The organism is Halovivax cerinus (assembly GCF_024498195.1).
Lineage (GTDB): Archaea > Halobacteriota > Halobacteria > Halobacteriales > Natrialbaceae > Halovivax > Halovivax cerinus.
Window position 1 is genome coordinate 1746061 of the sequence record NZ_CP101824.1, and the last position, 24648, is coordinate 1770708.

Annotated in this window: 20 protein-coding genes and 1 tRNA gene; 13 read left to right on the forward strand and 8 right to left on the reverse strand. The window is 65.1% G+C overall.

Annotation, left to right across the window (positions count from 1 at the left end; genetic code table 11):
- The first annotated feature begins 344 nt into the window (after nt 1-344).
- Nucleotides 345-2258 carry an ABC transporter ATP-binding protein gene (locus tag NO366_RS08105; protein ID WP_256533822.1) on the forward strand — a complete coding sequence of 638 codons (1914 nt, stop codon included), beginning with the start codon at nt 345-347 and terminating at the stop codon, nt 2256-2258.
- 48 nt (nt 2259-2306) lie between these two features.
- Complete coding sequence (locus NO366_RS08110) at nt 2307-2639, forward strand: nuclear transport factor 2 family protein (RefSeq protein WP_256533823.1); 333 nt, start codon at nt 2307-2309, stop codon at nt 2637-2639.
- Nucleotides 2640-2834: 195 nt separating this feature from the next.
- Here NO366_RS08110 and NO366_RS08115 read toward each other — a convergent pair whose 3' ends face one another.
- Both NO366_RS08115 and NO366_RS08120 read right to left on the reverse strand, forming a co-directional pair.
- A complete protein-coding gene (locus NO366_RS08115) occupies nt 2835-3638 on the reverse strand; it encodes a hypothetical protein (RefSeq protein ID WP_256533824.1) in 804 nt (267 codons plus the stop codon).
- A gap of 247 nt (nt 3639-3885) precedes the next feature.
- On the reverse strand, nt 3886-5082 hold the full coding sequence (locus tag NO366_RS08120) for an MBL fold metallo-hydrolase (RefSeq protein ID WP_256533825.1): 1197 nt from the start codon (nt 5080-5082) through the stop codon (nt 3886-3888).
- Between the two features lie 268 nt (nt 5083-5350).
- Between NO366_RS08120 and NO366_RS08125 the strand changes: the two genes are divergently transcribed.
- A complete protein-coding gene (locus tag NO366_RS08125) occupies nt 5351-6250 on the forward strand; it encodes a CPBP family intramembrane glutamic endopeptidase (protein ID WP_256533826.1) in 900 nt (299 codons plus the stop codon).
- 136 nt (nt 6251-6386) lie between these two features.
- On the opposite strand, the gene NO366_RS08130 is transcribed toward NO366_RS08125, so the two are convergent.
- Complete coding sequence (locus tag NO366_RS08130; RefSeq protein ID WP_256533827.1) at nt 6387-6821, reverse strand: cytidine/deoxycytidylate deaminase family protein; 435 nt, start codon at nt 6819-6821, stop codon at nt 6387-6389.
- A 121-nt stretch (nt 6822-6942) separates the two neighbouring features.
- On the opposite strand from NO366_RS08130, the gene NO366_RS08135 reads away from it, so the two are divergent.
- A complete protein-coding gene (locus NO366_RS08135; protein ID WP_256533828.1) occupies nt 6943-7224 on the forward strand; it encodes an AbrB/MazE/SpoVT family DNA-binding domain-containing protein in 282 nt (93 codons plus the stop codon).
- A gap of 103 nt (nt 7225-7327) precedes the next feature.
- On the opposite strand, the gene serS is transcribed toward NO366_RS08135, so the two are convergent.
- On the reverse strand, nt 7328-8707 hold the full coding sequence (gene serS / locus NO366_RS08140) for a serine--tRNA ligase (RefSeq protein ID WP_256533829.1): 1380 nt from the start codon (nt 8705-8707) through the stop codon (nt 7328-7330).
- A 182-nt stretch (nt 8708-8889) separates the two neighbouring features.
- Here serS and NO366_RS08145 point away from each other — a divergent pair, with 182 nt between their 5' ends.
- The 4 genes from NO366_RS08145 (at nt 8890) to NO366_RS08160 (ending at nt 10810) form a co-directional block, all read left to right on the forward strand.
- The gene (locus NO366_RS08145; RefSeq protein WP_256533830.1) at nt 8890-9603 is read left to right on the forward strand and encodes a carbonic anhydrase; all 714 of its coding nucleotides are present in this window, start codon (nt 8890-8892) and stop codon (nt 9601-9603) included.
- A gap of 53 nt (nt 9604-9656) precedes the next feature.
- A complete protein-coding gene (locus tag NO366_RS08150) occupies nt 9657-9881 on the forward strand; it encodes a hypothetical protein (protein ID WP_256533831.1) in 225 nt (74 codons plus the stop codon).
- Nucleotides 9882-10008: 127 nt separating this feature from the next.
- Nucleotides 10009-10203 (forward strand): cold-shock protein, encoded by a 195-nt coding sequence (locus tag NO366_RS08155; protein WP_004267330.1) that lies wholly within the window; start codon nt 10009-10011, stop codon nt 10201-10203.
- 241 nt (nt 10204-10444) lie between these two features.
- Entirely contained in the window at nt 10445-10810 is a 366-nt protein-coding gene (locus NO366_RS08160) for a cupin domain-containing protein (protein WP_256533832.1), read from the forward strand.
- 21 nt (nt 10811-10831) lie between these two features.
- On the opposite strand, the gene NO366_RS08165 is transcribed toward NO366_RS08160, so the two are convergent.
- Complete coding sequence (locus tag NO366_RS08165; protein ID WP_256533833.1) at nt 10832-11809, reverse strand: aldo/keto reductase; 978 nt, start codon at nt 11807-11809, stop codon at nt 10832-10834.
- 398 nt (nt 11810-12207) lie between these two features.
- Between NO366_RS08165 and NO366_RS08170 the strand changes: the two genes are divergently transcribed.
- From NO366_RS08170 to NO366_RS08185, 4 genes are all read left to right on the forward strand, one after another.
- Nucleotides 12208-14295, forward strand: a complete 2088-nt coding sequence (locus NO366_RS08170; protein ID WP_256533834.1) for a prolyl oligopeptidase family serine peptidase — start codon at nt 12208-12210, stop codon at nt 14293-14295.
- Between the two features lie 77 nt (nt 14296-14372).
- Nucleotides 14373-16433, forward strand: a complete 2061-nt coding sequence (locus NO366_RS08175) for a DEAD/DEAH box helicase (RefSeq protein ID WP_256533835.1) — start codon at nt 14373-14375, stop codon at nt 16431-16433.
- A 203-nt stretch (nt 16434-16636) separates the two neighbouring features.
- Nucleotides 16637-17344, forward strand: coding sequence for a DUF7504 family protein (locus tag NO366_RS08180; RefSeq protein WP_256533836.1), 708 nt, complete (start codon nt 16637-16639; stop codon nt 17342-17344).
- Nucleotides 17345-17397: 53 nt separating this feature from the next.
- Nucleotides 17398-17470, forward strand: a tRNA-Pro gene (locus tag NO366_RS08185).
- Nucleotides 17471-17733: 263 nt separating this feature from the next.
- Here the strand turns inward: NO366_RS08185 and NO366_RS08190 are convergent.
- Entirely contained in the window at nt 17734-18015 is a 282-nt protein-coding gene (locus NO366_RS08190; RefSeq protein ID WP_256533837.1) for a HalOD1 output domain-containing protein, read from the reverse strand.
- Between the two features lie 154 nt (nt 18016-18169).
- Nucleotides 18170-20005 (reverse strand): rhomboid family intramembrane serine protease, encoded by a 1836-nt coding sequence (locus tag NO366_RS08195; protein WP_256533838.1) that lies wholly within the window; start codon nt 20003-20005, stop codon nt 18170-18172.
- 454 nt (nt 20006-20459) lie between these two features.
- On the opposite strand from NO366_RS08195, the gene NO366_RS08200 reads away from it, so the two are divergent.
- Nucleotides 20460-22676: a heterodisulfide reductase-related iron-sulfur binding cluster gene (locus NO366_RS08200; protein WP_256533839.1), complete on the forward strand. Its 2217-nt coding sequence runs from the start codon at nt 20460-20462 to the stop codon at nt 22674-22676.
- Nucleotides 22677-22842: 166 nt separating this feature from the next.
- On the opposite strand, the gene NO366_RS08205 is transcribed toward NO366_RS08200, so the two are convergent.
- Entirely contained in the window at nt 22843-23901 is a 1059-nt protein-coding gene (locus NO366_RS08205; protein ID WP_256533840.1) for a hypothetical protein, read from the reverse strand.
- Between the last annotated feature and the right edge of the window lie 747 nt (nt 23902-24648).

Genomic DNA, 24648 nt, shown 5'->3' on the forward strand with positions numbered 1-24648 from the left:
AAGGTCGATCAAAAGCACTCCTCCTTCCGTTCTACTCGCTTCGCTCGTTCCACATCAGTCGTCGGCCCGCTCGGCGACTCACGGGCTGCGCCCGTTCGTCTTCTCGCGGTTCTCATACTAGTGTAGACCAGCCGTTCCTCGTTGAGCGAAAGCGAAGCTTTCGCGATGCTCGGAAGCGCTTGCGCTTCCGTAGGCTCGCGTGCCCGTTCGGGCACGCTCGCGGCCACCGCGGACGGTGATCGGTCGGTGGCGCTGTTGGCCGTAAATCTGTGACCGACTCGATTCCCGGCACTGCCGGCCGATACCGTGGATCGTTTACGGTTCGAAACTGAACTGGAGGGTCAGTGAGCGCTTACGACGAGGAGGAGACGCCGTTCGACGCCTATCGAGAGCGCGTCGATCGGCCGCTGACGCGGCTGTTCATGGAGTACGGGACGGACCGCCTCGGCTGGTTCTCGGCGGGGATGGTTGCGAACTTCGTCGCGCGGATGGCGAGCCTCGTCGCGCCGTTGCTCCTCGGGACGGCGATCGACGCCGTGTTCCCGCCGCCGGAGCGGGCGGGAGAGTTCACGCTGCCGGTCGTCCCGAACGCGTGGCTGCCGGTCGAACAGATGCCTCAGTTCTGGTTCTCGGTGACGGCCATCGCGCTGGCGTTCGTGGTGACTGCGATCTTCACCTGGATCTACGGCGTAACGGCCAATCTCTTCGCCCACGGCGTGATGCACACCGTGCGGGTCGACAGCTTCGAGAAGATGCAGCGGCTGGACCAGACGTTCTTCGACGACAAGCAGACGGGCGAGGTCATGGCGGTGCTCAACAACGATACCCAGAATCTGGAGATGTTTCTGGACAACGCCCTGATGAACTCGCTCCGGTTGATCGTGATGGTCCTCGGCATCGCCGGCGTGCTCTTCTATCTCAACTGGCAGCTCGCGCTCATCACGCTGGTCGCCGTGCCGCTGATGGTCGGCTTTACACTCTGGTTCATGCGTGTGGCCGAACCGCGCTACGTCCGCCAGCGGTCGGCCGTCGCCCGACTCAATACCCGGCTGGAGAACTCGATCGCCGGGATGGAGCTGACGAAGACGACTGCGAACGAATCCTACGAGACCGAACGCGTCAGGAAGGCCTCGAAGAACCTCTTCGACCGGACGATCGACGTCCTCAAGCTCACCTACCTCTACCGGCCGGGGATGGAACTGCTCGCCGGCGTCTCCTTCGCCGTCACGTTCCTCGTCGGCGGACTCTGGCTCACGACCGGGACGGCGCCTGGGCCCCTCTCCGGGAGCCTCTCGGTCGGCGACTTCGTCGTCTTCCTGATGCTGACCCAGCGCATCGTCGCGCCGCTCGCGGAGGTCTCGAACATCGTCGACCAGTACGAGAACGCCAAGGCCTCCAGCGAGCGCATCTTCGGGCTGATGGACATCCCGGTCGCGATCCAGGACGACGAAGATCCCGTCTCGCTGCCCGATCCCGACGGACGCGTCGAGTACGACAGCGTCTCCTTCGCCTACGACGATATCATGGCCGACGAGGACCACGAGGCCGAGACCGTGATCGACGATGTCTCCTTTAGCGCCGAGCCGGGCGAGATGGTCGCGCTCGTCGGCCCGACGGGTGCCGGCAAGTCGACGATGCTCAAACTCCTCATGCGACTCTACGACGTCGACGACGGCGAGATCCGCGTCGACGGCCACGACCTGCGGGACGTCGCGATCGAGGATCTCCGCGAAGCAACCGGCTACGTCGGCCAGGAGACGTTCCTCTTCGACGGGACGATCGCCGACAACATCCGCTACGGCAGCCAGGAAGCATCGATAGACGCCGTCCGCGAGGCCGCGAAAGCCGCCGAAGCGCACGAGTTCATCCAGGACCTCGAGGAGGGATACGACACCCGCGTGGGTGAGCGGGGGGTCAAGCTCTCCGGCGGGCAGCGCCAGCGAATCGCCATCGCCCGCACCGTCCTGCAGGACCCGCCGATCCTCGTCCTCGACGAGGCGACCAGCGCCGTGGACACGGAGACCGAACTCGCCATCCAGCGCTCGATCGAGCGCCTGACCGCGGACCGGACGACGCTCGCCATCGCCCACCGGCTGTCGACGATCCGCGACGCGGACACGATTCTCGTCCTCGAAGCGGGAGAGGTCGTCGAGCGCGGCGACCACGAGCAGCTGCTCGCCGAAGATGGCCGCTACGCCGCCCTCTGGAACGTCCAGGCCGGCCAGATCGACGAACCGGCGGAGCTTTCGGGCGACTGACGGTCGTCGTTACGGGGCTTTTTGCTGCCTCGCGCGAAACGCCGTGACGTGTCCAACGACGCGCCGGTGCTCGTCAGGCGCTACTACGACGCGCTCGACGCCCACGAGTACGGCGAACTCGAAACCATCCTCGCACCGTCGTTCGTCCAGCACCGCCCGGATCGAACGTTCGAGGGTCGCGATGCGTTCGTCGTGTTCATGCGCGACGAGCGGCCGACGACCGACACGCGTCACGAACTGCTCGAGGTAGTGGGCACCGACGATCACGTTACGGCTCGCGGCCGGTTGCTCGACGGCGAGGCGGAACCGCTCTTCGAGTTCGCAGACTGTTTCGCGGTCGCAGACGGCCGGATCACTCGGCTCGATACGTACACCCGATGAGCGCGACGTCGGCCCCGTTTCGTAATTCGGGAGCGAGACACGAGGAGATCGGTCCGGGCCGTCTGGGACCGGCGACTGACGACCGGGCCCCGCCGCGTCGGAGGATATCGAGCGCACCGGTGTCGGAGCCCGGTTCGACCGTCGAAATCGCCGAGGTCGTGCGGTTCTCTCTCTCTCTCTCTCTCTCTCTCTCTCTTAGGAGCGTCTCCTCTCGCAGATACCGAATTCGTGACAGAGCGACGTCGGATCGTCCCCGCAGGTGATTCCGGTGACGATCCCGAGGATGATGGAGCAGATGGTCCGACACAGCGGATCGGGACAGATCGACGAACAGATCCGGTCGCCGTCCCCGACCATGTCGCAGATCATCGTCATGGCCTCCTCGCAGATTTCACACCAGTCGGGTGCCGCGGTCGCGGTGAGCGACCGGGTGGCGACCCGTCGGTCGTCGATCGTCGTCGCCTCGTCGTCGGCTTCCCAGAGGGAGACGACGACGTCGTCTCGCCCGCCGTGGATCGTGATCCGACGGTCGCGTTCGACGGTGATCCCGAGCAGACCGTCGACGTCGTACCCGGTTCCCGAGTCGGACAACAGGGCGAACGCCACGGCGAGTCCATCGTCGGACCGGGCGGCCGTCGACTCGAAGGGGAGCACCGTCACGACCGGGTTCCGTTCGTCGAGGCGTCGTTCGTCGGTCTCGACCCGATAGGCACGGGCCCGACCGATCGCCGCGTCGAACCCCCGCGATTCGAACCCGCTCGCGAGGGACGCCACTCGACGGGACCTGAGTGCCGTCGACGCGAGCGTGCGCGTTCGACTGGCCGGGAGCACCGCGGTCGAGTCGATCGAGGTGTCCTGGGCGTTCGCGCCCGTTGACGCGGCCAGACCGCCGACGATCGACGCGCCCGCTCCGACGCCGACGCTGTGGAGAACGGATCGACGGCTAACATCGGCGGTGTCGTCTCTGTCGTCTCGATTGGAGGGAGTGTCGTTGGTCATTGGATTGGACCATCAGGAGAAACAATGCGACTGGAATTAAATCTTACTTCAACCAAACTGTAATTTACTGGACGAGGGTTTACGGGAGCGCGAGGAGAAATCTACCCTGCAGTGTGGGGTACATTGCAAGGCTGTCCGAGGTGAACGCCCGCTACTTCGTCCCCCAGTCGAATCTAGTGGACCGGTCCGTCGTGAGACGGTCGTCGAACCTCCTGCGACGAACGAGTGATCGCAGATCGTCCGCCACTCACGCAGAGCAGTTGTTCGGCCCGAGTTCGAGTTCCGTTCGGTCTTCCGGGTCCATTTCTCGGACACCGCGGTTGATCTCGATTATCTCCTCGTAGTTAGCTGGCTTCGCACCGGGATCGGCCAGTCGCTCGACGAACGCCTCTTCGTCGAGCTGGAGGACGTCGATCCCCGTTCGGGCGTCGCGGATCGTCGTGGCGACCGGTTCTCCCGCCTCGCCCCCGCTCACGGCGTTGCCGTTCGCCTTTTCCGAGGCGGTTCCCGCCTCGCCCACGTCGAACTCACCCTCTTCGGTGACCGTGACGTGGCCCGGAAGCACGGTCAGGGAATCCGGTTCGGCCAACAGCGTCCGGTGGAGCGACTCGTAGAGCATCCGGGCGCCCTCGTCGCCGTCGTCGTCGCTGAATTCGAGCTCCGTTCGTCCCACGGAATCGACGTGCAGCGTGTCGGCCGTCAGGGCCGCGTCCTCACCGACGAGGACGGAGATCATCTCGCTCGTGTGTCCGGGCGTGTACAGCGCTTTGAGCGAGAGCTCGCCGACCGCTATCGTCTCGTTGCGTCCGAGCCCTTCGAACTCCAGGTCGAGGTTGCGTTCTGCGGCCCGCTCACCCAGATAGTACGGCACGTCGAGTTCGTCGGCGAGGCGTCGGCCGCCCGAGACGTGGTCGGCGTGGACGTGCGTGTCGATCACGGCCGCGATCGTCAGTTCGCCGTCCGTCGCTGCAGCTTTCACCTCGTCTATATCCTCAGTCGGATCGACGGCGACGGCCTCGCCGGTCTCCGCACAACCGACGACGTAGGAGAGACAGCCCTTCGCCCGCCGCTGGAGCTGGACCGCGCGGGCGGACTCTCCGACGTCGATCTCGACGTGGTCGTAGACGCCGCTCCAGGCTTTCATCCCGCCGTCGACGGCGTTGACCTCACGGTCGTCCAGTTCCTCGGCGAGTTGGGTCGCGAGAGTTCCAGAGGAGATACCGGTCGCACAGATCGTGACGACGCGATCGTCCTCGCCGACGAGTTCGTCGATCCTGTCGAGGTGGCCGTCGTCGACCGTCTCGTCCGCTCCGAAGGGATAGTTGACGGCCCCGCGAACGTGCCAGGCGTCGTAACTCTCCTCGGGGCGAGTGTCGAGGAGGGTGAACGCCTCGTCGTCGTCCAGTAGTTGCTTCAGTCGGTCGGGTGAGATGGTGGTGACCATGGTGGTCCTCTCACCACGCCGAGGGACGTAAGTCGTTGTCCGCGGATTGTGGATCGGTCGCCGGGTACGCGGATCGAGCACCGGTTCCGTTCGTCGGATGGCTCGCTCATCGATCCGATCCCGGGCGTTGCTTCGAAATTGCCTGGACTTCGAATTCGATCGCACTGGTGCCAGGGGGCAACGCTTCGGCAGAGCTAGACGATCATCACCTGGGCGAATCGACTCAGAAGGTACTTGGTCCGGGGAGGGCGTTTCTCGAGCGGAGACGATGGTCCTCGATCTCTCCGAGTTCCGGTCACGAATCGATCGCCACCGCGTTCCGGCGTTTCTCCTCGCTGTCTACGGCTGGTCCTGGGGGTGGGACGCGGTCTATTTCTCGTTCGGCTGGTGGGAGACGCTGCCGGTCTACATCAATTCCTTCCCGCGACAGTGGGGCCTCCCGATCGGCGCGCTGGTAGTCGTCTGGGCGAGCGACGTCCCGCTTCGGGAGTGGCTCGGTCGCGTGCTCCGGTGGCGACTCCACCCCGGTCTGTATCTCGGCGCGCTCGCCCTTCCCGTATTCGTCACCAACGTCCAACCGGCGCTCGCCGCGCTCGGCGGGGGGACGCTTCGCTACTCGCCACCTGCCCCGTTGTCTCTGCTACTGGGATTCTTCCTGCTCAACGTGGTCCTCTTCGGCGGCGTCGAGGAGTTCGGGTGGCGCGGATTCCTCCAGCGACAGTTTCAGGGCCACTTATCGGTCTTTTCGGCGGGACTCGCCGTCGGCGTCCTGTGGTGGGCGTGGCACCTCCCGCTCTTTCTCGGCCATCCGAACTTCGCCGCCGACCCGCTGTTCCTCTTCCAGTACACGACGTTCGTCCTCGGCGCGTCGACCGTCCTCGGTGCGCTCGTCAACGCCACAGACGGCGGCGTACTCCCGGCGGTGGGGATGCACGCCGCGATCAACGTCGGGGCCGTCCTGGCGGGATCGGGCGGCATCCTGGAGGGAGTGGTGCCGCTCGCACTCGTCGTCGGTTCGGGCGCGTGGTGGCTGCTCGCCGCCGTTCTGGTTGCGCGCTACGGACGCTCGATGATACCCGGATCCGCGCTCCAGCCGCTGTCGGAGCCGTCCGATCGTTCGGATCCGAGCCGTCGGTCGGCCTCTCGATCGGTACAGACTCGCCGCTGACCCGACCGATCGCATCGCTCACGACCGGTGGATACCGATCGGTTCGCTCGTGTGATCCTCGTCGTCTGCCCCTCGATTTCTGAAACAGATTCCCCTCGAACGGTTCCCGGTCGTGCGAATCGTGCAGTCCACTCGATCACCACGTCCGTGTCGGGAGGAGGTCGATCGCAGGCGCGACCCGATTCTCCCCATCGACGGGGACGATGACGCGCATCTCTTCGTTGTAATCGGCCAGCAGTTCCCGGCAGGAGCCACACGGCGGAATTACCCGTACCTCGTCCGTCTCGTGAGACGGCATCGGGTACGCGACGGCGACGCTGGTTTCGATCTCGTCGTGGCCGTACCCGTCGGCTATCGCGGCGCCGACGGCGATCGGTTCGGCGCACATCGACGCGCGACCGACACTCGCCGGGAGACTCACTCCTTCGTAGATCGAGCCGTCCGTCGTCCGCACGCCAGCGGCGACGATGTGGGCGCCGTCGAAGAAGTCTGGATCGACCGTCCGCTCGTTCGTCGCTGCGACTCGCTCGATGAGGGCTTCGTCTTTCGCCGAGAGCGGTGTCGTCTCCATATCGGGTCGAGTCATGTGAAGGGGGAAAAGACGGTCGGTCGATGCGGACGAAGGACTCTCCTCCCAACTATGGTACGAAAATCTCCGTACTACTCATTGTGTATTGTGCCGTAGAACGAGTATGCCGCGCGTCACCACGAAGGGCCAGGTCACCATCCCCAAGGACGTTCGGGACGCACTCGGAATCGAACCCGGCGACGAAATCACGTTCGAGTCCGTCGACTCCGGCTACAAGATCCAGAAGAAGGAACCAACGGCGGCGGACGGTACTGACCCCTTCGAGAAGTATCGGGGGAGCGCAGAGAGCGACGAATCCATGCCGGAGCGGATGCGGCGACTCCGGGGCGAATACCCCAGAGTTGTCGACGATGATGAAGGTGTCCCGACGGAGGATGCGTTGTGATCACCGCAGTCGACACGAACGCGCTTCCCGCGCTGCTGTACGACGACGAACACGCTGCTGTGAGTGAGTGCTCTCACGTCTGCGGGTACTGCCCTTGCCGTCCTCAGTCGTCGCCCCCTTCTCCCAATGCACTCTCGCCGACCGAGTCGTGTCCCTCGATGACCTCCTGGCCGCCCATGTAGGGTCGAAGCGCCTTGGGGACGGTTATCGTGCCGTCCTCGTTCTGGTAGTACTCCATGATGGCGACCATCACGCGCGGGACGGCGACGCCGGAGCCGTTCAGCGTGTGGACGTACTCGGCCGATTCGTGGCGTTCGGGGCGGTACTGAATGCCCGCGCGACGGGCCTGGAAGTCTTCGAAGTTCGAGACCGAGGAGACCTCGAGCCAGCGCCCGCCCTCCGCGGGTCCCTCCTCCATGTCGTCGCCCGGCGCCCAGACCTCGATGTCGTACTTCTTGGCCTGGGTGAAGCCGAGGTCACCCGTGCACATCTCGAGGATTCGGTATGGCAGTTCGAGACGGCGGAGGACCTCTTCGGCCTCGTCGAGCAGCCCCTCGAAGCGGTCGTCACTCTCCTCCGGGCGGACGAAGTTGACGAGTTCGACCTTGTTGAACTGGTGGACGCGGACGTAGCCGCGGGTCTCGGTGCCGTGTTCGCCCGCCTCGCGCCGGAAGTTCGGCGAGTAGGCGGCGTACTTCAGCGGGAGATCCTCGTCGACGAAGATCTCGTCGCGGTGTAAGTTGGTGACCGGCACCTCGGCCGTCGGGAGCAGCCAGAGGTCGTCGTCGCCGTAGGGTTCGTCGTTGTCAGCGCCGATCCGGTAGGCGTCCTCGGTGAACTTCGGGAACTGGCCGGTGCCCTGCATCGAGGCGGAGTTGACCGGAATCGGTGGGAAGACGTCGACGTAGCCGCTCTCGCGGTGGACGTCGAGGAAGAACTGGATCAACGCGTGCTCCAGGCGGGCCCCGTCGCCTTTGAGGAACTGAAAGCCGCCACCGGCGACCTTCGCGCCGCGCTCGAAGTCGATCAGTTCGAGGTCCTCGCCGATGTCGTAGTGTGGGACGATCTCGCCGGGCAGCTCGCGCAAGTCGTCGAACCCTTCGCGCCGGCGCTCGACGTTCTCGCTCTCGTCTGCGCCGACGGGCACCTCGTCGGCCGGGATCTGGGGGAGGCGGAGCAATCCCTCTTCGAGTTCCGCTTCGAGGACTCCGGCCCGCTGTTCTACCTCTTCGAGTTCGGTCTTCAGATCGTTCGAGCGCTCGATAGCATCCTCGGCTTCTTCGTCCCGTCCATCGCGCTTGAGTTCGCCGATCTGCTGGCTCACCTGATTGCGTTCGTGACGCAAATCGTCTCCGCGGGCCTTGAGCTCGCGCCACTCCTCGTCGACGGCGAGGAGTCGGTCGAGGTCGAGATCGACCCCTTTGTTAGCAAGCGCTGTCCGTACCTCTTCGGGGTGTTCGCGCACGTAGGTCCGGTCGAGCATTCGTTGTGTGGTGGTTCCGGACGCCTCGCCTAAATCGTATCGGAACGCGTGACGCGTTCGCGAGCCGTGATCGATGTCGCTCCGAGTGTCGACGCTCGGACGACTGCCGTGCCCACGGAGTCTCGTGGGACCGATCGTGCCGAGCCGAATCGTTATTGGGCTCGCCCGTTCATCCCTCCGCTATGGACGAACATCTCGCCGCGTTGCTCGACGGCAACGACGAGCACGTCGAACAGGTCCCCGATGGAACGTTCGAGGTGGTGCAGGACGGTCAGGCCCCCGACGTCGTCTCCGTCTGTTGTTCGGATTCGCGGGTCTCCCAGGAGGGAATGTGGAGCGTCGACACGCCGGGAGCGCACTTCACGGCGAGCAACATCGGCAACCAGGTCTGGGACGCAGACGTCGGGGAGCGGATCGTCAACGGGAGCGTCCTGTATCCGATACACCACTGCGGGACGGAGGCGGTGGCGGTCGTGGGCCACACCGGCTGCGGCGCGGTGACCGCGGCGTACGACGTCGTTCGCGGCGAACCGGCTCCACGCCCGCTCGGCGTCTCGAAATTCGTCGAGTTACTGGTCCCCGTGGTCGAGGACGGCCTGGAAGACGACCGGACGGACGCGGCAGCCGACGGCACGCCCGCAGACGACATCGACGAGGAAAATGTTCGCGATCAGCTCGTCGAGTACAACGTGTACGCGCAGGTCGACTTCCTCCGAGACGCGCCCGAGATCCCCGACGGCGTCGCCGTCTACGGGTTCGTCTACGACTTCCACGGCACGTACGGCGACGACCTGGGGCGGACGTACCTCGTCTCCCTGGACGGTGAGACCGAGCCGTCGGCGATCCAGGAGTCGCTTCCGGACGCCCATCGTGACGCCGTCGCGAGCCTGCTGTGAGCCCGCCGCGTCGCCACCGTTATAGCACCGCCGTGCGACTAGTCCACTAGTCGATGAGCGCCCTCTTCGAATCTGACCAGGCGTTTTACTACGCGATCGGAGCGTCGACGTTCGCCCTCTTTCTCGTCGGTCTCGGCGTCCTCGCCCTGCTCAATCCGGACGGCATCGGTACGCACGAACTCGGCGGGTTCGTCGTCGGCTTCGGCCTCTTCATGGTTTCGTACGTCGTCGCGATGGTCGTCTATCGGTTCGTCCCCGGCGACGCCGATTCTGTGTGATCGCAGACAGTATTTCCGTCCCCCTCAAACGCCGATACTGGTGGCTTCGACCCATCTATTGCCCCGTTCGAACGAGACGATCAGAGTCGGAAAGGTTATCAATGGGAAGCCCCTCCGTTCAGAAGCAATGGCGAAAGGAACCGTTGATTTCTTCAACGACACTGGCGGCTACGGATTCATCGAGACTGAGGACGCGGACGACGACGTGTTCTTCCACATGGAAGACATCGGCGGCCCGGACCTTGAGGAAGGACAGGAACTCGAGTTCGAGATCGAGCAGGCCCCCAAGGGCCCGCGCGCAACGAACGTCGAGCGCCTGTAAGGCGAATTCGCTGAGGTATCGACTCTTGACTGCAGCACTTACCCTTCTGAGCAGCGGCTGTCCCTCTATGGTGTAACACCACCCTCCAAGCGACGGCTGTTCCGTTGTAGCGACGCACCACCACCCGGCCACACGGCCGTCCCCCTGTGGTGCCACACCACCCACTGCCACGGCCCTGCGGTCCCATCGGACAGCCCGCGAAATCGATCGATCTTTTGACGGTGGCCACCGACGACCGGGTATGAGCGAGCCGCTTATTCGAGGTGCGGACGACATCGAGTACGAATCGGTCGACGCTGCCGACGGCCTGGCGAAGGGCGTCCTGATCGCCGAGGACCACGGTGCGCCGAATTTTGCGATCCGCCGATTCACCCTCGACGCGGGCGCCGAGGTGCCAACACACACGAACGCAGTCGAGCACGAACAGTACGTCCTCGCTGGCGAGTACGTCGTCGGCGTCGACGACGAGGAGTTCACGGTCGAGGCGGGCGACTCGCTGCTGATCCCGGCGGGCGTCCCGCACTGGTACCGAAACGAGGGCGACGAGGAGGGAGCCTTCCTCTGTGCGGTTCCCAACGGCGACGACGCGATCGAACTGGTCGAGTGAGCGCGTCGCGACCCCTACCGATCAGTCGTGCCCGGAGACAGTCACGGGTTCGTAGGGTTCCTCCAGGTACGCCTGGTCACTCGCCGAGAGGTCGATTTCGAGGGCTTCGACGGCCTGTTCCAGGTGCTCGACGCTCGTCGTTCCGACGATCGGCGCGTCGACGGCGTCCTGGTGGAGCAGCCACGCCAGCGCGATCTGGGCCATCGTCACGCCCTTCTCGGCGGCCAGCTCCGCGACGCGCTCGTTGATCTCCGTCCCGCCGCCCTCGCGATAGGGGTGTTCGTACATGTGCTCTTCCGTCTCGCCGCGCGTCGTCGCGTCGATCTCCTCGTGCGGTCGGGTGAGATAGCCCCGGGCGAGTGGGCTCCAGGGCACGACGCCGATGCCTTCTCGCTCACAGAGGGGCAGCATCTCCCGTTCCTCCTCGCGGTAGACGAGGTTGTAGTGGTTCTGCATCGTCTGGAAGCGCTCCAGGCCCAGTCGGTCGCTCGTGTGGAGGGCGTCGGCGAACTGGTAGGCCCACATCGAGGACGCACCGGCGTAGCGGATTTGCCCGCGCCGGACGGCATCGTCGAGCGCCCTGAGCGTCTCCTCGATGGGTGTGTCGTCGTCGTAGCGGTGGATCTGGTAGAGATCGATCGTGTCCATCCCCAGCCGCTCCAGCGAACGCTCTAACTCCTGCTCGATCGCCTTCCGGGAGAGCCCGCCGGAGTTCGGGTTCGACTCGTCCATCTGGAAGTAACACTTCGACGCGACGACCTGCTGGTCGCGGTCGTACTCCGCGAGAACGTCCCCGAGCACGCGCTCGGACTCCCCATTGGAGTACATGTTCGCGGTGTCGAAGAAGGTGATCCCCAGGTCGATCGCTCGTTCGATGATCTCGCGGGACTCTTCCTCGCCGAGGACCCACTCACGCCAGTCGCTCGTCCCGAAGCTCATACAACCCAGGCAGAGTCGGCTAACCTCCACGCCCGTCGAGCCGAGGGTGGTGTACTCCATGCACGAGCTATCGCGTCTACCCTCAAAATACTCCGGGATCCGGTAGCCGAGGGTGAGCGAGCGGATCCGGACCTGGAGCGAATCGGCGAACGATCCGACGGACCTGGAGCGAATCAGTCGGTCGACCCGACGGGCCTGGAGCAAATCAGTCGGTCGAACCGTCGGGTCTCGAACCGTTCGTCCCACCACGAGACGGACCATGTTTTCGACGTCGGCTGTCGTCATCGAGACGGTGGTGGACTGTCTCGACCGATTGGGCGAAGACGAGGCCGGTGTCGTCCGCTGTGCGGTCTCGAAGCGGACGACACGATCGAACTGGTCGAGTAGTTCCTTCTATCGTCGCCCGGAGAACCACCGCTTTCGACGTCTACTTGAGGCGTCCGTACGCAGGCGTTCGTATGAATCACCCGACAGGTTCGAATCCGCCGCCGACCGAGCGGGACCCGGTCACGGAGAAACTCCACGGCGAGGAGATCGTCGATCCGTACCGCTGGCTCGAAGGTGACGACGAGGCCGTTCGCGAGTGGGAGGCAGCGCAGAACGACTACACCGACGGGTTCGTCGAGACCGACCGTCGCGAAGACCTGCGTCCACAGTTCGAACGCGTCGCCGACCACACGACGTACCAGCTGCCGGTCGCCAGGGGCGGGCGGTACTTCCAGTTGATCGAGACCGCGGACGCCGATCAGCCGCACTTGACCGTTCGAGCGGAACGGGACGACGAGCCGCGGACGCTGGTCGACCCGGCCGAGTTCGGCGAGACGGTCTCGCTCGGCTGGTTCGTCCCGGATCCCGACGGGGAGCGCGTCGTCTACGGGCTGATGGACGGTGGAACCGAAGAGTTCGACCTGCGCGTCCTCGACGTCGAGACCGGCGAGGTGATCGACCGCGTCGACGGCGTCGGCCGTTGCGGCGAGGTTTCGGTGGCGTGGACGGGGGAGGGCTTCTACTACCAGTCGACGGGTGCCGCGGCGGACGACGAACTGCTGGACAAGGCGATTCGCTACCACGAGATGGGCGATGGCGGGGCGGATCGCACCGTCACCGACGACATCCCAGAGTCCCGCTGGCCGAACGTCCAGGTCGACCGAGAAACGGGCCTCGTGCTGGTCGCGCTGGGAGAACTCGCCTCGGACACCGAACTGTACGTCCTCGAAGACGGCGAACTGGTCCCGCTGCTCACCGACGTCGACGCGTCGCTGGTGCCGCTCGTCCACGACGGCGACGTCTATCTCCGGACGAATCACGACGCGCCGCGATTTCGGCTGCTCGGCGTCGCCGCCACCGATCTGGTGGACGGCGGCGCGGCGGCGATCCCGTCGGACGAACGCGGCCTGGATTCGTTCGAGACCGTGATCCCCGAGAGCGACGACGTACTGTTCGACGTCGCACCGGCCGGCGACGGCCTGGTCGTCCACCGGATCCGGGACGCCGAATCGATGGTCTCTCTCCACGACGCGGACGGAACGGCCCGCCACGAACTGACACTGCCCGAGCACGCCGGCATCGGCCGCGACGCGATCGGCGGCAGCAGAGACGCCGACGAGGCGTTCTTCACGCTTCAGGGGTTCGACCGACCGCCGAGCATCGTCCACGCGGACGCGGGACCGGCAGCCGGGTCGGACGACTGGGAGATCGTGCAGGAACCCGAACTGCCGACGAACCGCGACCCGCGCGTTGAACTGGACCTGACCGTCGACCAGCTGTGGGCCGACTCGCCGGACGGTACGTCGGTCCCGGTCTTCGTCGTTCACCGGACTGATATCGACCTGGACGGCGACGCGCCGACGGTACTCTACGGCTACGGCGGCTTCCGTATCCCGTTGCTACCGAGCTTCGACGAGTACCGCCTCCCCTTCCTCGCCGACGGCGGTGTCTTCGCGGTGGCCTGCCTGCGCGGCGGGCTGGAGTTCGGCGAGGCGTGGCACGAAGCGGGCCACAGGGCTCAAAAGACGAACGTCTTCGACGACTTCGAGGCCGTCGGCGAGGCCCTGATCGACGAGGGATACACGACGGCCGATCGGCTGGCGGCCTGGGGTGGTTCGAACGGCGGGCTCCTCGTCGGCGCGGCGATCACGCGTCGGCCCGACCTGTTCGGCGCCGCCGTCTGCGCCGTACCGCTGCTCGACATGCTCCGGTTCCACAAATTCCTGCTCGGGGCGACCTGGACGCCCGAGTACGGCTCGCCGGACGACCCCGAGGCGTTCGCGTGGCTGCGAGAGTACTCGCCGTACCACAACGTCGCGGAGACCGAGTATCCGGCGACGCTGTTCCAGACGGCCGCCGGAGACACGCGCGTTCACCCCTCGCACGCCCGGAAGATGACCGCCCGGGTGCAGGCCGCGACGACGGGCGACGCACCGATCTGCTTTCGCGGTGACGAGGGGACCGGTCACGGCGCGGGGACGGCCACCTCGATCGAGATCGAACAGCAACTCGACCGCTGGACGTGGGTCGCCGAGATGCTCGGCGTCGATTCGTCGTAAGCGTCACTCGATCGGCGGGCTCGACCGTCTGGTCTCGGTCCGAACCCCTCAAGTACCACAGCCCGCTACGAACGAGCGTGTCGAAGCAGCTCCAGGCGGTGGATACCCTCTTCGTCCACCAGGTGGGTGACGACTATCTCGTCATCCCCGTCCGTGACGACGAGCGGCTGTTCCGCGCGAAGCTGGGCCTGTCGGAGACCTCGGCCGGTCCCCGACCCGCGAAGTTCCGCCTGAAGCAAGGATCGAGCGAGGAACCGCGACAGCCCGCCGAGTTCGTCGAGATCGCCCGCCGGGCGGGGCGCATCCGGATCTCCGAACAGACGTCGGCCGAGAAGCGATCGGAATTGCTGGCGATGTTCGCCGGCTACCAGCTCGACGAGAAGGCCAAGGCGGTTCGGACCTGCCGGTACTGCGCGTCAGAGGGGCGCTACTCCCCCGTGACGACGGAGACGGCCGTAAAGGACGATCGCGACTGGATCTGTCGTGACTGCGCTCGTCAGGAACTCGAGCGCCAGCTATCGTACGCCGGCGGCGTCACCGGCGCGGCGAAAGAGCGCCTGGAAGAGCTCATGATGGATGTCCAGGACCTGCAGCGCATCGTCAACCTCCTGAAGGGGCAGCTCGATCCGGATCTGACGAAGTTCGATACGATCAGTGCGACGACCGACGAGGTGGATCTCGCACCGGTCGACTCGCTCGCCCTGCACGACGATCTGCAGGGGCTGCTCGAGGACCGGTTCGATACCTTGCTCCCGGTCCAGAGCCTGGCCGTCGAGAACGGGCTACTGGAGGGGCAGGATCAACTCGTCGTGAGTGCGACGGCGACCGGGAAGACCCTGGTCGGCGAACTCGCCGGGATAGATCGCGCGTTGAAGGGTAAAGGGAAGCTGCTCTTTCTCGTCCCGCTCGTCGCGCTGGCCAACCAGAAACACGAGGACTTCGAGGACGAGTACGGCCACCTCGTCGACGTCTCGATCCGCGTCGGGGCGAGTCGAATCGCGGACTCTGGCAACCGATTCGACCCGAACGCCGACGTGATCGTCGGCACCTACGAGGGAATCGATCACGCCCTTCGCACCGACAAAGACATGGGCGACATCGGGACCGTCGTCATCGACGAGGTCCACACGCTGAAGGAAGCCGATCGTGGCCACCGCCTGGACGGGCTCATCTCCCGTCTGAAGTACGTAACCGAGAACCGATCCAGGGAGCGAAGTGGATACGAGGGGGCGCAGTGGATCTACCTCTCGGCGACCGTCGGCAACCCGGAGCACCTCGGGGAGACGCTGGAGGCCACCGTGATCGAGTTCGAAGAGCGGCCGGTGCCGATCGAGCGCCACGTCACCTTCGCCGATGGGCAGGAGAAGGTCCGCGTCGAGAACAAACTCGTAACGCGCGAGTTCGACACCAAATCCTCGAAAGGCTATCGCGGGCAGACGATCATCTTCACCAACTCGCGGCGTCGGTGTCACGAGATCGCCCGGAAACTCGAGTACGACGCCGCGCCGTATCACGCCGGGCTCGACTACAGGCGACGCAAGACCGTCGAGCGGAAGTTCGGCGACCAGGAGCTTGCGGCGGTCGTCACGACGGCGGCGCTGGCCGCCGGGGTCGACTTCCCCGCCTCGCAGGTCGTCTTCGATTCGCTGGCGATGGGCATCGAGTGGCTCTCCGTCCAGGAGTTCCACCAGATGCTCGGGCGCGCAGGCCGGCCGGACTACCACGACGAGGGGAAAGTCTACGTCCTCGTCGAACCCGACACCACCTACCACAACTCGATGGAGGGGACGGAGGACGAGATCGCCTTCAAACTTCTCAAAGGCGAGATGGAACCGGTGACGACGCCGTACGACGAGGCCGCCGCCGTCGAGGAAACCCTGGCGAACGTCACCGTCGGCGGTCGCGACGCAAAGCGACTCAACGACCGCATGCTGGGCGACGTCCCGACGAAACACGCCATCGGCAAGCTCCTCGAGTACGACTTCATCGATGGGTTCGAACCGACACCGCTGGGTCGCGTAATCACGGAGCACTTCCTCGATCCGGGCGAGGCGTTCGCCTTACTCGACGGCATCCGCAAGGGGGCCCACCCGTACGACCTCGTCGCCGACATCGAACTGCGCGATCAGGAACTATAGCACGGGTGTCTCGACAGTGTCCGTCCGTCCACAGTTCCGGTCTGACTCATCGGTCCGCAGGTCGAAACGGACGGTCGGTCGAGTCACGCGCCGACAGGAGTCGATCTTCGATGTGTGGACCGAATCCGGGCGGATTCTGGCCGGAAAGGTAAAGGACGCTTCCGCCGAACGTCGTGACAACGCGGGGCAACTCACGCCGACCCATGGAGCACACACCGTCTTCAGCGATCGACCCACCGGCCAACGTGTTGCTGGTGCACGACTCACAGCGCCGACCAGCGGACTGCGAGTCGCTGTGTTGTGACGCGGGTCGGACGGCTATCGTCCGCGTCTCGTTCGCCGGTGAGGCGTGCGACGACAAGCCGGTACGCGCGACCGACGCTGCCGTCGGCCTCCTCTCTGTCGGTGACGTCATCAGGGCGAGCGCGTCGAGCGAGGCCCCGGATTTCACCGGCCCGATCGCCGTCGACACCGTCGCGGATCCGACGGATCTCTCGGCGATCGGCGTCTCGATCAGCCGATTCTGCGAACACTGGGCCGACGAAGACCTCGGCGTGTGTTTCAATTCACTCGACGCGTTGCTTCGCCAGCGCGATCCGGAGACCGTCTTCGAGTTCATCTACTACCTGAATCGACGTCTCGAAACCGTCGGCGCGCTCGCTCACTTCCACCTGGACGCCGCTCGTCACGACGATCGCATCGTCGCAGCCTTCGGTGAGGTGTTCGATGCGGTCGTCGTCGACGAGAGCGCGACCGATTCGATCCCGGAGGCGACGGACGACGACGTCGCTGCGCTGCTTTCGGACGTCGGAACCGAACCCGATCGCCCGGCGTATCCCTGGGAATCCGGTCAGTTCTCGGAGGCGACCGACGAGGACATCGAGCAAGTCCTCGGTGGGCGTGTCGACTGACCGCCCGTCGACAAACGAAACCCTTTACGCGCTGCCCAAGAAAGATCGGACACGGGACCGTGGGTTAGTCTGGTATACTTCGGGCCTTGGGTGCCCGTGACCGCGGTTCAAATCCGCGCGGTCCCACTGCGCATAAAAGTGAATCGGCGGATTTTGCCGATTCACGCGGCCGTTCTCACACCACCCAGCCGTCGCTCCGAGGTGGTCGGTGATGCACCGATTCGACCTCGATCATCGCCCGAACCGGTGGCGCAGATGCGGCTCTCACGTACGCCCGCATACGGCGAGCGGTGTGCGACAGACTCGCCACTGTGACCCCTTCGGTGGCCTCTCGGTACCACTGCAGTACCGGTCGAACGGGGTCTGTCGCCCCGTGTCCGTACGACCGACTACTCGACCGCCGTCTCGTGGCCGACTTCGGGCGCGGATGGCGCGTCGAGTGCGTTTTCGACGGTGATGGCCCCGTCCGCGGCGACGGTGACCTCGTACCCGACGTACGTGAACGAGACGGATCCCACACAGTCTCGGTCCGTGGTCGGTGTCGGTTCGAACAGCGCTTCCAGTGCGTCGACGTCGACGACGTCCTGTAGCGGTGGTGTGAGGCCAGTCGGATCGACCCCTTCGCGATCTGCGATCTCGGTGACGATGCGTACCCCAAGGTCCCCCGTCATGGCTTCACCGACTGGGAGGTGTGGTAAAACGGCTCCGATTCGACGAGGGTTCACACGAATTCAGTAACCGAAACGAATGACCGAAACACGTCCTTGAAGGACGCGGTCAGTCCCGTGGACCTGGTAATGACAGACTACCGCGGGTCCATCGGGATCAGTACGTCTCACGCTCGGCGATCGGGACAGTTACGCCGTCGCGTGAGACGAGGATCCGATCGACCTCGCCGGTGGTGTCGGTCCTGACGACGAACGAGTCGACGGAACGGGAGGCGTTCGCCTCTGGCACCGGGACGGAGGTGGTGTCACCGTCGTTCGAGATACGAACAGTGAATCCCTCGTCGGTCGGGGCGACCTGTACGCTCGCATTTGTGAACTGCACACCGGTTCCGACCGGACCGGAGCTGTACGATCGAGTCACGTCGCCGTCGACCGCCAGATCGACGACGTAGGCGGTACCGTTGCCCAGCACGTTCCACCCCGATCGTTCCGCGCGGACAGTTTCGTACCAGCCGGGGCCGCCGACGGCCACCGTGGCCTCGCCCGTGTGTTCGAGGACGGCGGCTCGCTCGCCGACGGTGAACAGCTCCAGTTCGTCGTTCGCGACGAGCAGACCGCCGTAGCTCGTGTTCGTCGTGTCGTCCGGAAATCCGAGGACGGTGCGGTCGATACTCGCGTTCTCCTCGTACGTGACGGTGTAGTCGTCGACCGTCACGGCGCCGGTGCCGGTGGGTTGGCCGTCCACGAGGGTGAAGCCGTAGGGGACGGCAACGAGCGCGACGACGGCGGTGATGACACAGAGCGTGAGCACCGCGGCTCCGCGGTAGCTCGTCGGGCCGCCAGTCACCCGATCCGGGAGGAGCGGTGGCAGGGCCGGGACGGCGAGCAGGGCGAATCCGGTGGCGACGATGCCGAGGGTGAGGCCGGACACGTCGCCTGTCGGTAGAACCGAGGCGACGACCGATCCGAGGACGATAGTGAGCGTACCGAGCCAGACGATCGCGAACTGTCTGCGGCTCGGGATCCAGTCGAACCGCCGGGCGGGACGTGGCAACGGGCGGTCGCTCCCGGCGGCTGCGACGGCGGTGAAAACGGCGAGGGCGAACAGGAACGTGACGCCGATCCCCCGGTAGAGCGTGTACGTGCCCGCCTCACCGGGCAGGACGAGCAACCAGAGCGACTGGACGAGCCCGACGAGGACGAGTCCGCCGAAGACGGCGTCTGCGGCGGGTGTGACCCGTCTCCGTCGGAGGACTGCGATCGCACAGAGCGCACCGACGAGAAAGCCGAGGAGGTGGGCCTGAAATCCGACCCCGGCCCAGCTCGGCGGCGACGGCGGTCCCGTTTCCAGCCCTTCAGTGACGACTGGATTCGTGACGGCGTCGTAGAGGACCGAGACTGCGGAGCTCGCGACCACGCCGCCGACAGCGAGCCGTGGTGTGGTGAGCAACGTGAATCCGACGATGGCGTAGACGGCGCCGGAGAAACCGAGCCCGGGCCCGAGGGAGAAGACGGCCGTCAGAACGGCGATGGCGACGAGGACGCCCGGGAAGACGACGAGTGCCCGGACCCACGGCGTCGACAGGGCCCGTTTCCACCGTGGCGTCTGCGCCCCCGTCGTCCGTGACGGTGGGTAGTGACCCCACGTGTACTCGGCGATCACGCCGAAGACGAGCGTTGCCGTCGCGTTCGAGACGACGTGCGCGGGCGAACCGTGTGCGACGCCGGCAGTGAGGAGGCCCGTCGGGTAGCCGTACGACCACGAGATGTACGGGTAGATGAGCGGCTGGTCCCAGTGGTCGAGGCCGTGCTGGGCGACGAGGTAGAACCCGAAGAGGACGACGACCGTGACCGCCGTGCCCCAGGGAACCCCGTAGACGAATCGATCGGTCACCCGTCGTCGCCACCGGGCCCGATCGATCACGGAGCCCAGGTACGCGAGGGCGAGACAGAGTGCCAGCCCGATCGCGACGTGCGTCTCGGAGACGATCACTACGGGTCACTTCCGAAGCCGGACTCCTAACTGTTCGGTTTCCTGACCCCCTGGTGGAACCGTTCGGCGACGCCGCGGGCGCCCCCGCATCACGAATCGAACGGGTCCGCCACGACGAGCCCAGGTCCAACCGTGGGATGGCGGACGGCTGGTCGGCCCTGACTGCTCGGTCCTGGTGGGTCCTGACAACTCGGTCCTGGTCAGTCCCTACTGGTCGGTCCTGGTGAGTTGGCGGGTCGGTCCTGATGGAGTAACTAGTCGGTCTCGGTGTGTTGAGTAGTCGGTCTCGTTCGGGATGGCTGGCCGCCTAGGACTGCTGTGTGGTGGACCCGGGTAGAGATCGGAGTGCGACGCGTAGAAACTCACAATGTGATGGAAATTGGTGCCGGACGTGAGTGGGGTGTGTGGATCGGGTGTAACAAGAGTTAAGGGGGATCCTTCCGGGGTCTAGGGCATGTTCAGGGCTCTCGACGGTACCGTTCCCCTCGCGACGAGCGAGGCGACCCGCGAGACGTACTGGGGGATCACGAGTACCGAATACGCGATCTTCTACCTCTTCGCGACGATCGCCATTCTCGTCTTCGCCTACGGCTTCGTGAGCCGGTTCGTTCGGTACGCACGCGCGTCTGAAGATCCGTTCCCGCGCGTCGACGAGATCCACGAGCGCGTCGTCGACGCCACGAAGATCGTCCTCACGAACGAGAAGCAGTTCAACCGCGACCTCTACGGCGGCCTGATGCACGCCTTCATCATGTGGGGTTTTCTGACGCTGTTCATCGCGACGGCGATCATCTTCGTCGACGATTATGCCGTCCAGAAGATCTTACACCAGCCGTCGGTCTGGATCGGCGAGTTCTACCTCTCGTATCAGTTCATCGTCGACGCCATGGGTCTGCTGTTCGTGGTCGGGCTCGGGATGGCGATCTACCGGCGGTACTGGGTCGGCAACCACCGGTTGCTCGACCGCCACACCTCCCTCGAGGACGACGTCTTCGTCTGGACGCTCTTCTTCCTCGGCGCGGGCGGCTTCCTGCTCGAGGGCCTTCGCATCTACTCGATGGGCATCCCCGAGTTCGAACGCGTCAGTTTCGTCGGCTACGCGCTCGCACTCGCGTTCGAGGGAATGGGGCTGTCGACGCTCGGGCCGGACGCGGCCGGCTTCAACATGAGCGGGTTCAACGTCGAGAACGTCCACTGGGCGATCTGGTGGCTCCACTCGCTGAACGCCTTCTTCTTCGTCGCGTGGATCCCCTACGCCAAGCCGTTCCACATGTTCTCCTCGTTCGCGAACGTCATTACGCGCGACGAGAAGGCGGGCAAGCGCCTGCCGAACGTCCCCTCGGATCTGGACGCGACGAACGCCGAGTCCATCGAGGATTTCACCTGGAAAGAGATGCTCGATCAGGACGCCTGTACGAAGTGCGGTCGCTGTTCGGCGGCCTGTCCGGCGAAGGCCTCGGATCGCCCGCTCGACCCCCGAAACGTCATCTTGGACCTGAAGAAATATCGCGAGGAACTCGACGCCGGCGAGACCGACGAACAGCCGATCGTCGCCGACGGCGGGACGTCGGTCATCGATAGCGAGACGATGGAGTCCTGCATGGCCTGCATGGCCTGTATGGACGCCTGCCCCGTCGAGATCGAGCACTTGAAGAGCTTCACCAAGCTCAACCGTCAGCTGACCGACCAGGGTGACGTCCGCTCGTCCATGCAGGACGTCTTCCAGAACGTGATGCAGGACGGCAACACGTTCGGGAACAGCCCACGCAATCGGGCCGACTGGGCCGACGACCTCGAGTTCGACCTCACGGACGCTCGCGAGGAGTCCGTCGACTATCTCTGGTACGTCGGCGACTACCCGAGTTACGACGAGCGGAACAAGCAAGTCGCGCGCTCGCTGGCGACGATCTTACAGGAAGCCGACGTCAGCTTCGGTATCCTCTTCGAGGACGAAAAGTACGACGGCAACGACATCCGCCGCGTCGGCGAGGAGTTCCTCTACGTCGAACTCGCGGGTCACCACGTCGAGACCTGGGCGGACTGCGACTTCGACAAGATCGTCTGTACCGATCCCCACTCCTACAACACGTTCGAGAACGAGTATCCGGAACTCGACTTCGAGGAGTTCGCCGACGATCCGATGATGCCGTTCGAGTACACCGACGAGTGGAACGAAGACGGGGAGATCGACGTCTATCACTGGACGCAGGCCATCGAGGAACTCGTCACCGAAGGCAAACTCGATCTCACCGGCACGGAACTCGACTACACGGTCACCTACCACGATCCGTGTCACCTCGGGCGGTACAACGACGAGTACGAGGCCCCGCGGGAACTCATCCGGGCGACCGGCGCCGACCTCCACGAGATGCCGCGCAACCGCGCGGACTCCTTCTGCTGCGGTGGCGGGGGCGGCGGCCTCTGGATGGACTTCGAGGAAGAGCCGAAGCCGAGCGAAGAACGCCTCCGCGAGGCCCTCGAAGACACCGAGGCCGGCTCGGCCGTCGAGAAGTTCGTCGTCGCCTGTCCGATGTGCATGACGATGTACGAGGACGGTCGCAAGACCGGCGGCTTCGAGGACGATATCGAGATCGTCGACGTCGCGGAACTGCTGGTCGAAGCGATCGGAAAAGCCGACGAGGCGAACGTCGAGATCGCGGCCGCGGACTAGAAGCCGATCGGCTGTTCGGCCCGACGGACCGTCGTGCCCGCGTCGACGGCCCGGCGTCGATCGTTGCGGGTTTCCACCTACCGGACTGTGACGGCCCAGTCCGTCGAGGGCGTCGCAGGCGTTCGGTTCCGGCAGGTAGAGCGGCTGTCCGGGTCGGGCGATCGAGCTATGGATCGTCACAGCAGCCGTCCGCCGCTAACACCGCGTAGTCTGCAACCCAGCCGTTACGGAGATCTGGATCGCACCACTCGACGTAGTAGCCCTTCCAGGGGTCGCCGTTGATTTCACAGCAGGTGCCCTCGCGGATGACGCCCTTCGTTCGTTTCGGGATCTGTGTCGCCGTCTCGGCGCACGGTTCATCGTAGAGTGAGACGCTGTAGCCATACGTGGTGACGCACCGCCCCGGTTCGAACTCCAGGTCACAGTCGCAACAGCGGCCGGACCCGACCACAACCGCCCCGTCGACCCACCCGTCGGGAAGGGTCGCGTCGCACCACTCAAGCGCGTAGCGCGGGCGTAACTCACCGTCGACCTCGCAACAGCGGCGGTCGACGATCACGGCTCGTGCTTCGACTGAGACCGGTTCGGTCGCGCATGCTGAGTCGAAGATCGGCGGTTCGTCGACACGAACCCGGACGCAGTCGTCGACGTCCCACTCGAACTCACACGTATCGCAACAATCGCTCGACTGGACGAGGTCCGCCTCGCGGATCCACGAGACGGGGAGATTTGGGTCACACCACTCGACGTAGTAGCCCGGCGTCGGCCCGGCCGCGGCCTCGCAGCAGTCCCCCTCGAGAATGGTGGCTTGCATCCCCTGGGGAAGGTGTTCGAACGGCTCACCGGCACACTCCTCCTCGAAGATCGGGACTCCGTCGGCCGCTGTCTCGACGCACGTTTCTGGGTCCCAGCGCGGTTCACACGCACCGCAGCAGCCGCTCGATTCGACGAGGTCCGCCTGTCGAATCCACGTGACCGGACGGTCAGGGTCACACCACTCGACGGAGTATCCCGGCGTCGGGCCGACCGGTCCCTCACAACAATCGCCTTCGAGAACGGTCGCTTGCAGTCCCTGTGGAAGTTGCTCCAGCGGCTCTTCGACGCACGCCTCCTCGAAGATCGGGACCCCGTCGACGGCGGTCTCGACGCACGTATCGGGCGTCCATTGGGCTCGCAGTCGCCGCAGCAACCGTTCGACGCGGTGAGATCCGACTGGTCGACCCATCCAGGGGGCAACTCGCCGGTACACCACTCGACGAGGTAGCGCGGAACCAGGCCTCCGTCCCCCTCACAACAGACGCGTTCGTGGACGATCCCCCTCGCGCCGCTCGTCGTGACGGCCTGGGGATCCGTGGCGCATTCTTCCTCGTAGATGGGCACCTTGAAGCCGGTGGTTGCGACACAGGTTTCGACCGGCCACCGGAACGAGCAGGAGCCACAGCAGGACGGTGTCCGCTCTAGTGCTGCTTGGGCGACCAACCCATCGGGATAGTCCGCTTCGCACCACTCGACGTAGTAGTACACGTCGTTCTCCCCACAGCAGGTGTAGTCCCGAAGTAGCGCTTCCGTGCCGGCCGGAATGGTCGTCCCGCCGTCGTCGCCGCAGCCCTCGAGCAGTAGTGTGTCCTCGACGGTGACGGCGCACGCTTCGGGCTGCCAGCGCGGCTCACAGGCCGCGTTAGCGGAGGCGGTCGCTCCCGTGAGCCCCGTCGCTCCGACGCCAGCGGCGCCGACACGTCCGAGGACGTGCCGGCGGGAGACCTCTCCCCGTTCACTATCGGCGGTGCCTGTTGGTAACATCACGAAATCTAGGCTCCACAATCAACACTATAAAACCTCGGATCATATGTCTCTCCTACGACGCGGGTGACACCAATTGCGACTCAGACGGTCGCCGAATCGGTTCGCTCGACGAATCATCGAAGGTGACGTCTAAATTGAGAGTAGCGTCGATATCGTGCTTCTAGATCAC